This is a genomic window from Hymenobacter miniatus (assembly GCF_016427455.1).
GTDB classification, from domain to species: Bacteria; Bacteroidota; Bacteroidia; order Cytophagales; family Hymenobacteraceae; genus Hymenobacter; species Hymenobacter armeniacus.
Window position 1 is genome coordinate 387,308 of sequence record NZ_JAELXR010000005.1, and the last position, 8,988, is coordinate 396,295.

General features: G+C 66.6%; 5 protein-coding genes. 3 read left to right on the forward strand and 2 right to left on the reverse strand.

Annotation, left to right across the window (positions count from 1 at the left end; genetic code table 11):
• Positions 1 to 114: 114 nt before the first annotated feature.
• Both JAO73_RS10745 and xerD read right to left on the reverse strand, forming a co-directional pair.
• The gene (locus JAO73_RS10745) at positions 115 to 3,093 is read right to left on the reverse strand and encodes an FtsK/SpoIIIE family DNA translocase (RefSeq protein ID WP_198977044.1); all 2,979 of its coding nucleotides are present in this window, start codon (positions 3,091 to 3,093) and stop codon (positions 115 to 117) included.
• Positions 3,094 to 3,180: 87 nt separating this feature from the next.
• Positions 3,181 to 4,080: a site-specific tyrosine recombinase XerD gene (gene xerD / locus JAO73_RS10750; RefSeq protein WP_198977045.1), complete on the reverse strand. Its 900-nt coding sequence runs from the start codon at positions 4,078 to 4,080 to the stop codon at positions 3,181 to 3,183.
• A gap of 135 nt (positions 4,081 to 4,215) precedes the next feature.
• Here xerD and JAO73_RS10755 point away from each other — a divergent pair, with 135 nt between their 5' ends.
• From JAO73_RS10755 to JAO73_RS10765, 3 genes are all read left to right on the forward strand, one after another.
• Positions 4,216 to 6,855: a M36 family metallopeptidase gene (locus tag JAO73_RS10755; RefSeq protein ID WP_198977046.1), complete on the forward strand. Its 2,640-nt coding sequence runs from the start codon at positions 4,216 to 4,218 to the stop codon at positions 6,853 to 6,855.
• A 45-nt stretch (positions 6,856 to 6,900) separates the two neighbouring features.
• On the forward strand, positions 6,901 to 7,347 hold the full coding sequence (aroQ, locus tag JAO73_RS10760; RefSeq protein ID WP_198977047.1) for a type II 3-dehydroquinate dehydratase: 447 nt from the start codon (positions 6,901 to 6,903) through the stop codon (positions 7,345 to 7,347).
• 443 nt (positions 7,348 to 7,790) lie between these two features.
• Positions 7,791 to 8,858, forward strand: coding sequence for an aminotransferase class V-fold PLP-dependent enzyme (locus tag JAO73_RS10765; protein ID WP_190922170.1), 1,068 nt, complete (start codon positions 7,791 to 7,793; stop codon positions 8,856 to 8,858).
• The last annotated feature ends 130 nt before the right edge of the window (positions 8,859 to 8,988 follow it).

Here is an 8,988-nt window from a genome sequence, read left to right on the forward strand (position 1 = left end):
GCGGGGTTGAATGCGCTCTGATGGCCTGATACGGATTTCGTTTAACAAACGTCCGGCCAAAATGCCAATGATGCCGCGATGAGGCAAAAAAAGTAGCCCAAGCGGAAGCCTACCCTACTTCATCGAGTTGAGCAGCTGCTCCAGCTGGTACTCGTCGGGGATGAGCACGTCGCGGGCCTTGCTGCCCTCAAACGGGCCCACGATGCCGGCGTGCTGCAGCTGGTCGATGAGGCGGCCGGCGCGGTTGTAGCCCAGCTTGAGCTTGCGCTGCAGCAGCGAGGTGCTGCCCTGCTGGTGCAGCACAATGCAGCGCGCCGCTTCCTCAAACATGGTGTCGCGCTCGGAAGGGTCCATTTCCTCGTTGCCGCTGCCGGCGTCGCCGTCGGCCCCGGCCACTTCGGGCAGCAGGTAGGCGTCGGAGTAGCCCTGCTGCTCGCCGATGAAGTCGCAGACGCGGTCCACCTCCGGCGTGTCGATGAAGGCGCACTGCACACGAATCAGGTCCGAGCCGGCCGAGAAGAGCATGTCGCCCTGGCCGATGAGCTGGTCGGCCCCGCCGGTGTCCAGGATGGTGCGCGAGTCGATTTTGCTCGTCACCTTGAAGGAGATGCGGCAGGGGAAGTTGGCCTTGATGATGCCGGTAATCACGTTCACCGACGGGCGCTGCGTGGCCACGATGAGGTGAATGCCAATGGCGCGGGCCAGCTGCGCGAGGCGGGCAATGGGCGTCTCGACCTCCTTGCCGGCGGTCATCATCAGGTCGGCCAACTCGTCAATGACCAGCACAATAAAGGGCAGGAAGCGGTGGCCTTTCTTCGGGTTGAGGCGCCGCTCGATGAACTTGGCGTTGTACTCCTTCAGGTTGCGGCAGCCGGCTTCCTTGAGCAGGTCGTAGCGCCGGTCCATTTCCATGCACAGCGAGTTGAGCGTGTTCACCACCTTTTTGGTGTCGGTGATGATGGCCTCGTCGGTGTCGGGCAGCTTGGCCAGGTAGTGGCGCTCAATCTTGTTGAAAATGCTCAATTCCACCTTCTTGGGGTCGACGAGCACAAACTTGAGCTGGGCGGGGTGGCGCTTGTAGAGCAGCGAGGCCAGAATCACGTTCAGGCCCACCGACTTGCCCTGGCCCGTGGCGCCGGCCATAAGCAAGTGGGGCATTTTAGCCAGGTCAGCCACGAACACCTCGTTGGTGATGGTGCGGCCAAAGGCCACCGGCAAATCCATCTCCGAGCGGGCAAACTTCTCCGAGCCCAGCACCGAGCGGATGCTCACCATCTCCTTCTTCGTGTTCGGCACCTCAATGCCGATGGTGCCCTTGCCCGGAATGGGCGCGATGATGCGGATGCCCAACGCGGCCAGGCTCAGGGCAATGTCGTCTTCCAGGCTCTTGATTTTGGAGATGCGCACGCCCACTTCGGGCACGATTTCATAGAGCGTGACGGTGGGCCCGATGGTGGCCTTGATGCTGGCGATGCCGATGCCGTAGTGGCCCAGCGTCTCCACGATGCGGTCCTTGTTGGCTTCCAACTCTTCCTTGGTTACCTGAGCCTTGGCCACGCCGTAGTCGTTGAGCAGCTCCAGGGTGGGGAACTGAAAGCGCGAGAGTTCCAGCGTGGGGTCGTAGTTGCCGGGGGGCATGGCGTCGGCGTCCTCGTCTTCGTCGGCTACGGCGGCGATGTCGGCGCCGGCGTTGGGGTCGAGGTCGTCGCGGCCGGGCACCGTGATTTCGAGCGGGCGCGTGGCCGCCGGGGCAGCGGGCGCCAGCGGGGCCACGGCAGGCATGTCGCCATCGGCCAGGTCGGCCAGCGAGAGCGGTGTGGGGATGGTGGCCGTGGGCGCGCTGGGCGCCACTTCCACCACTTCCGCCGTGGGCATCTCAATGGAAAAAGCCGGGCCGGAAGCCACCAGCGGCACGGCCGCGGCGGCAGCCGTGGCAGCACCAGCCGCCGTAGACGCCAGCGCCGCGGCCGGCGCCAGGGCCGCACTGCCCACGCTCAGGGCCACGCCGGCGCCCATGCGCGGGGCGGGCTCGAACTCTACCGGAGCAGGGCCGGGCTCGTGGCTGTCCAGTTCCAAATCGGTGTTCTGGGCGCCGGCGGCGGAGTTAGTGGCGGTTGAAACGGCTGCTGCGGGCTCGGCGGGGCGCGTTTTCAGGGTCATTTGCGGGGCGGCGGGCGCCACGGGAGCCGGCGCGGCAGCCGCGGCCTGCTCGGCGGCAATTTCGGCTTCCAGCTCGGCGTCTTCGTCGGCGTCGTCTTCGGTGCTCAAGCGGCGGAAGTTGCCCAGGTTGAGGCTGGTGACGTTGAAGAAGAACACCACAAACGAGATGAGCGCAAACGCCAGCAGCAGCACCGTGCCCCACCCAATGAGGCTATCGAGCCAGGACGCGGCCTCGAAGCCCACGCCGCCGCACAGGAAGTCGAGGCGGTGGGCCAGCACGGGGTCGGCGCCGGGCGTGGCCAGCGTGACCACCACGTAGCCGAGCAGCACGCTCAGCCAGGCCATGGTGAACAGGCCCAGGGCCAGCACGTAGCTCACCGACACCTTGGCGGTGCGGAAGACGATTTTAGCCCCCAGAAAAAACACGATGGGCACCAGCGCAAACGCCGCCACCCCAAACAGCTTGTAAATGAAGAGCTGAGCCGCCCACGCCCCCAACAGCCCCAGCCAGTTGCCGGACTCCTGCCCGGCTTCTTTCACCGGCACGGTGCTCAGCGAGGCCACCACGCTTTGGTCGGCGTGCCCCGTGAACAGGAAGGAAGTGAAGGCGATGGTGAGGTAGAGGCTGGCCAGCAGCAGGCCAAAACCCACAAAGAGGTGGAAGCGGCGGTCGCGCAGGATTTCCAGCAGCTTGCCCACGCCGGGCATGGGCCCCCGGGGCTCGCGGGGCGGTTTGGCGGGCTTGGCCGCGGGCGCCGGGCGGGCAGCTTTGGGCACGTTGGCCGCGGCGGGCCGGGGCTCGGGGGCACGGGCCGGGGCGGGCTCGGGCGCCGGGCCGTTGGCGCGGGGCTCGTTGCGCCGCGTGGGCCGGGGCTCGGCCGGGCGGTTAGCCGACGGGCCGGCGGGAGTGTTCTTGTATCGGTTATCGGCCATTCGACGGAAGCATAAAGGCCAAATTTACACAATGCGGCCTTGAAAATGGACGGTACAACGCCGGGCCCCTCCCCTTTCGCCTGTTTCTTAGCTCCGTGGGTGAAACTCGGTGATGACCTGCCGCAGGTAATCCCTATCCAGGTGGGTGTAAATCTCGGTGGTGGTGATGCTGGCGTGGCCCAGCATTTCCTGCACGGCGCGCAAGTCGGCCCCGCCCTCGATGAGGTGGGTGGCGAAGGAATGCCGCAAGGTGTGCGGGCTGATGGTTTTGCGCAGGCCCGCCTGCTCGGCCAGTTTCTTGAGGGTGGTGAAGACGGTGATGCGCGAAAGCGGCCGGCCGCGCTGGCTCAGAAACACGAAGTCTTCGGCGCCGGGCTTGATGTCCAGGTGCCCGCGCACGCCGCTGAGGTAGAAGTTGAGGTGCTTGAGGGCTTCGCGGCCGATGGGCACGAGGCGTTCCTTGTTGCCCTTGCCCACCACTTTGATGAAGCCCTGGTCGGCGTACATGTTGCTCAGGCGCAGGTCGCACAGCTCGCTCACGCGCAGGCCCGACGAGTACATCACTTCGAGCAGGGCGCGGGCGCGCAGGCCGTCGTCGGTGCTCAGGTCGATGGCGGCCAGCAGTTGCTCAATCTCGGGGTAGCTGAGGGTGTCGGGGAGGTGGCGGCCGGTTTTGGGGGCTTCCAGGGTGTCGGTGGGGTCGAGCTTCAGCAGGTCTTCCATGATGAGGAAGTTGAAGAAGGCCTTGAGGCCCGACAGCGTGCGAGCCTGCGAGGTGGCGCCCAGGCCCAGCCCCTGCAGGGTGGTGAGAAACTCGCGCAGGATTTCGGTGGTCACCTGCAGCGGGCCCACGTGCAGCTTCTGGAACACCAGAAACTGCTGCAGCTTGGTGGCGTCGCGCACGTAGGCCTCCACGGAGTTGGGCGAGAGCGACTTTTCGAGGCGCAGGTAGCCGTCGAATTGTTTCAGGGCTTGGGGCCAGGTCATGGGGCAAAAGTAGGCCAGCCGGGGCAGCGGCCGGGGCCGGGGCCAAAAATTGGCGCATTTTTGCCGGCAGCTGAGCCAACCTTTCGCCCGGGGTCGGCATCCACGGCTTATCCATCTCACCTTTTCCTTTCCTGCATGCTGCCACTTTTCCTCACTGCCGCCCACCGTCGACTTCTGTTTTGCGCGGTCCTGCTGGGCGCAACGCCCGTGCTGGCCCAGCCCACGGCGCCAGCCGCCACGCTTGCCTCTCCTGTGCAAGCACAAGCCCTGGAGTACGTGCGGGTCCACGCCGCCAGCCTGGGCCTGAGCGATGCCGACCTGCCCGACGTGGTGGTGACGGGCAGCTACGCCGACGCGCACAACGGCCTGCGCCACGCCTTTCTGTGCCAGCAGCTCAACGGCACCGCGGTGCTGGGCACCGAAGTCGGCCTGCACTTCGACGCGGCCGGCAAGCTGCTCAGCCGCACCGGCAGCTTTGTGGGCGGCCTGCGGGCCGCGGTGGCCCGGCTGGCGGCGCCCGCCGTGGCCCCCGGCGCTGCTACCGCCACGGCCTTGGCCCACCTGCGTCAGCCCGCAGCGGCCGCCCCGGAGCCCGCCACGCTGGTGTACCTGCGCCGGCCCACCGGGGCACTGGCGGCCGCGTGGCAGGTGCAGGTGCGCCCCGCCACCGGCCCCGACGCCTGGACCGTGCTGGTGGACGCCGCCACCGGCCGGGTGCTCAAGGCTCGCAACCGCATCATTCGCGAGACGAGAAAAGCCGGCGCGGCCCTGCCGACGTCGGCGCCTGCCGGCCCGCAGCGGGCCCAGGGCCCCGCCGTGGCCAATGGCTACCGCGTGTTTGCCGCACCGCTCGAAAGCCCCCTGCACGGCGCCGCCACGGTGGCGGTGAGCCCGGCCGACGCGGTGGCCTCGCCCTTCGGCTGGCACGACACCAACGGCGCGGCCGGCCCGGAATACACCATCAGCCGCGGCAACAACGCGTATGCCTTCACGCCGGTGGGCAACCACGTGGTTACGCCCGGCTTCTCGCCCGATGGCGGCACGGGGCTGGAATTTGACTTTGCCCACAATCCGGCGCTTTCGGCCCAGGCCAACCAGCCAGCCGCCCTCACCAACCTGTTTTACTGGACCAACCTGATGCACGACCTGAGTTTGCGCTATGGCTTCAGCGAGGCCAGCGGCAACTTCCAGGCCACCAACTACAGCGGCGTGGCCGGCGGCGGCGACTACATCCGGGCCCAGATTGGGGAGAATTACAGCGAAGGCTATTTCAACCCCACCGCCGACGGCGTCATCACGCCCTTCTCCTACCCTGAGATTGTGCTGGGCATTTGGCAGACGCCATTGCCCAACGCCCTCACGGTGGCCGGCTCCGGCTCGGCCGCCGGCACCTACGCCGCGATGCCGGCCCCCGTGGGCCGGGCCCTGCCCCTGGGCGCGCCCCTGAGCGGCACGCTGGTGCTGGCCAACGACGGCTCCGCGACTCCTTCCAGCGGCTGCAACCCCACTTGGACCAATGCGGCCCAGGTGCGCGGCAACATCGCCGTGGCCGATTTTGACTATGACTGCGCCTACGTCGACAAGCTGCGCGCCGCCCAGCAGGCGGGCGCCCGGGCCCTGGTGCTGGTGCACAGCCAGGATTTTCTGGTGCATCTGGAAATGGACCCGGCCGACACGGTGGGCCTGCGCATACCGCTGGTGATGGTGACGCGCACCGACGGCCAGCGCCTGAAGGCGGCCATGGCTTCCGGCGGGCCCCTCACGGCCTCGCTGCGGGGGGCCGCCGCGCCGCCCGACCGCAACGGCGGCTTCGACAACGGCGTGGTGGCGCACGAGTACGCGCACGGCATCAGCACGCGCCTCACGGGCGGCCCGGCCGGCGCGCCCAACTGCCTCGACAACGCCGAACAGATGGGCGAAGGCTGGAGCGACTTTTTTGAGCTGTGGATGACCACCCGGCCCGGCGATGTGGGCGCCACGCCCCGGGGCATCGGCACCTACGTCCTGAGCCAGTCCACTTCGGGCCCCGGCATCCGGCCCCTGCCCTACAGCACCAATTTTGCCGCCAACAATGCCACCTACGCCTTCATCGGCCAGACGGTGAACGGCGTGAATTATGGCGACGACGGGTTTGGCTACCCCTACGACTCGCACAACATCGGGCTGGTGTGGTGCACCGTGCTGTGGGACCTGAACTGGGCCATGATTCAGCGCTACGGCTACGACGCCAACCTGAGCACCGGCACCGGCGGCAACAACAAAACCCTGCAGCTGGTGATGGACGCCCTGAAGCTGCAGCCCTGCAGCCCCGGCTTCCTGGACGGCCGCGACGCCATTTTGGCCGCCGACCGCGCCACGTTTGGCGGGGCCAACCAGGCGCTGATTTGGCAGGTGTTTGCCCGGCGCGGCATGGGCTCCAACGCCGTGCAGGGCAGCAGCGACGACCTGCTCGACAACACGGCCGGCTTCTTGGTGCCCACGGGCCTGGCCACCGCCGGCCCGCAGCTGGCAGGCGCCACGCTCGATGTTTACCCCAACCCCACCCGCGGCCGGCTCACCCTGCGCCTGAGCCAGGGCACGGCCGCCGGCACCGCGCCGGTGGCCGTGGCCGTGCAGTCGATGCTGGGCCAGACCGTGTGGACGGGCACCGTTTCGGCTACTGCCGCGGCCGCCGGCGCCGCACTCGACCTGGGTGCCGTGGCGCCCGGCGTGTACCTGGTGCGGGCTCGCACCGCGGCGGGCGTGCTCACGCGCCGCGTGGTGGTGCAGCCCTGATGTATTTGCTTTTACAACGCCTTTTTCCGCCCCGCGCGGCTTGCCATGCACATTTTGATTATCAACGGCCCCAACCTCAACCTGCTCGGCCGCCGCGAGCCCGGCGTGTACGGCACCCGCTCGTTCGAAGACTTTTTTCCGGAGCTGGAAGCGGCTTTTTCGGAGCACGCGCTCACGCAGTTTCAGTCCAACCACGAGGGCGCGCTCATTGACAAGCTGCACGAAGTGGGCTTTTCGCACCACGGCATTGTGCTCAACGCCGGCGGCTACACCCACACCAGCGTGGCCCTGGCCGATGCCGTGGCCGCCATCGCCACGCCCGTGGTGGAGGTGCACCTAAGCAACCTGCACGCCCGCGAAGACTTCCGCCAAAAAAGCCTGCTGGGCCGAAATTGCGCCGGCAGCATCAGCGGCTTCGGGCTGGAAAGCTACCGGCTGGCCGTGCAGTGGTTCGTGAACCAGCAACCCAAGCGCGTCGGCTTCCGGGTGTGAGCCGCGCTTGTGCGGGGTTGTGCTCCAGCCTGAACGTTTGTGCGGGAGGAATAGATTTTGTGCTTCACTTACATGGTTTATGCCCCGGAGGCCTCTAATGGGGCCTGCCAGGCGCTATTTGTAGTCCGGCAATACCCAGCAGCGCTGCAAAACTGCTGGGTTGTGCTTCGGTAATCGGTGGCGTGGGTTGAGCCATGGAGATTTATTTGTGCCTCAGCCTCAGCTGGCGAACGTTCGGGAATAGCTTGCCAGGCTGTGGAAGAAACACGATGTGCTTCAGCCCACCACGCGGGCAAGAAGCCTTGGGATGGGCGCGGAGACAATGGAATAGGTGTTCAGGACGTTCGGGCGACGCTGAACCGCCACAAAATCCTTCCTTTGGCGGTTGGCATAGCCGCTACCTTTGCGCTGGCGGCGCCTCTCTTCATTTGCTCTCTCTCCCCATGTATACTTTCAACCCGGGCCCTTCGGCCGTATACCCCGCCGTTCGGCAATACCTCACCGATGCCTTTGACGAGGGCTGGCTCTCGGCCCCGCATCGTTCCGAAAAAGTGACCTCGCTGGTGCGCCAGACGGTGACCGACCTCAAAACCAAACTCAACGTGCCGCAGGACTACACCGTCCTGTTCACGGGCTCGGCCACCGAGTGCTGGGAAATTCTGGCCCAGAGCCTCACGCCGCGCCGCTCCTTCCACCTCTACAACGGCGACTTTGGCGAGAAGTGGCTGAAGTACGCCCAGGCCCTGCGGCCGGCCAGCACGGGCCTCTCGTTCGGGCTCGACGAGGTGCCCGACATCGCCGCCCTCCCCTTCTCGGCCGACGACACCGACCTGGTGTGCATCACCCAGAACGAAACCAGCACCGCCACCCAGCTGCGCGAAGGCTTCATCCTGAACCTGTTCAACCGACTCAACGGCACCCTGCTGGCCGTGGACGCCACCAGCTCGCTGGCCGGGCTCAACCTGAAGTACATCAAGGCCGACGTGTGGTTTGGCTCGGTGCAGAAGTGCTTTGGGCTGCCCGCCGGCCTGGGCGTCATGATACTGTCGCCCCGCGCCGTGGCCCAGGCCAAAGCTGTGAACGACCGCGCCCACTACAACGCGCTGCCGGCCATGCTGAGCCAGATGCTGAACTACCAAACCAACTACACGCCCAACGTGCTGGGCATCTACCTGCTCAGCCGCGTGCTGGCCGACCGCGAGCCCATCAAAACCGTGCACCAGCACCTCGTGGACCGCGCCGAGAAGCTCTACGCCTTCTTCGACCAGGCCACCCCGCTCCAGCCCTTCGTCACGAACCCCGAAACGCGCTCCACCACCGTCGTCGGCCTGAAAGGAGACGCCGCGCTCATCGAAGAAATCAAGGGCAAAGCCAAGGAAGCCGGCCTGCAGCTGGGCAGCGGCTACGGCCCCCTCAAAAACACCACCGTCCGCATCGCCAACTTCCCCGCCGTGCCCGACGCCGCTTTCGAGGCGCTGGTGCAGTTTTTTGCGAAGGAATACCCAGGCTAATTGACGGTCATGCAGCGCGCAGCGAAGCACCTCGCTCGCAGAAAGTAATCAGAGAAAGCACACGGGATGCTTCGCTGCGCGCTGCACGACGTTCCCCAGCACACTGCAAGGTCCATGTTCAACCTCCAGC

Excerpts from the sequence above, each read along its gene's own strand:
- JAO73_RS10745 (WP_198977044.1), bottom strand. The coding sequence starts at position 3,093 with ATGGCCGATAACCGATACAAGAACACTCCCGCCGGCCCGTCGGCTAAC.
- xerD (WP_198977045.1), bottom strand. The coding sequence starts at position 4,080 with ATGACCTGGCCCCAAGCCCTGAAACAATTCGACGGCTACCTGCGCCTC.
- JAO73_RS10755 (WP_198977046.1), top strand. The coding sequence starts at position 4,216 with ATGCTGCCACTTTTCCTCACTGCCGCCCACCGTCGACTTCTGTTTTGC.
- aroQ (WP_198977047.1), top strand. The coding sequence starts at position 6,901 with ATGCACATTTTGATTATCAACGGCCCCAACCTCAACCTGCTCGGCCGC.
- JAO73_RS10765 (WP_190922170.1), top strand. The coding sequence starts at position 7,791 with ATGTATACTTTCAACCCGGGCCCTTCGGCCGTATACCCCGCCGTTCGG.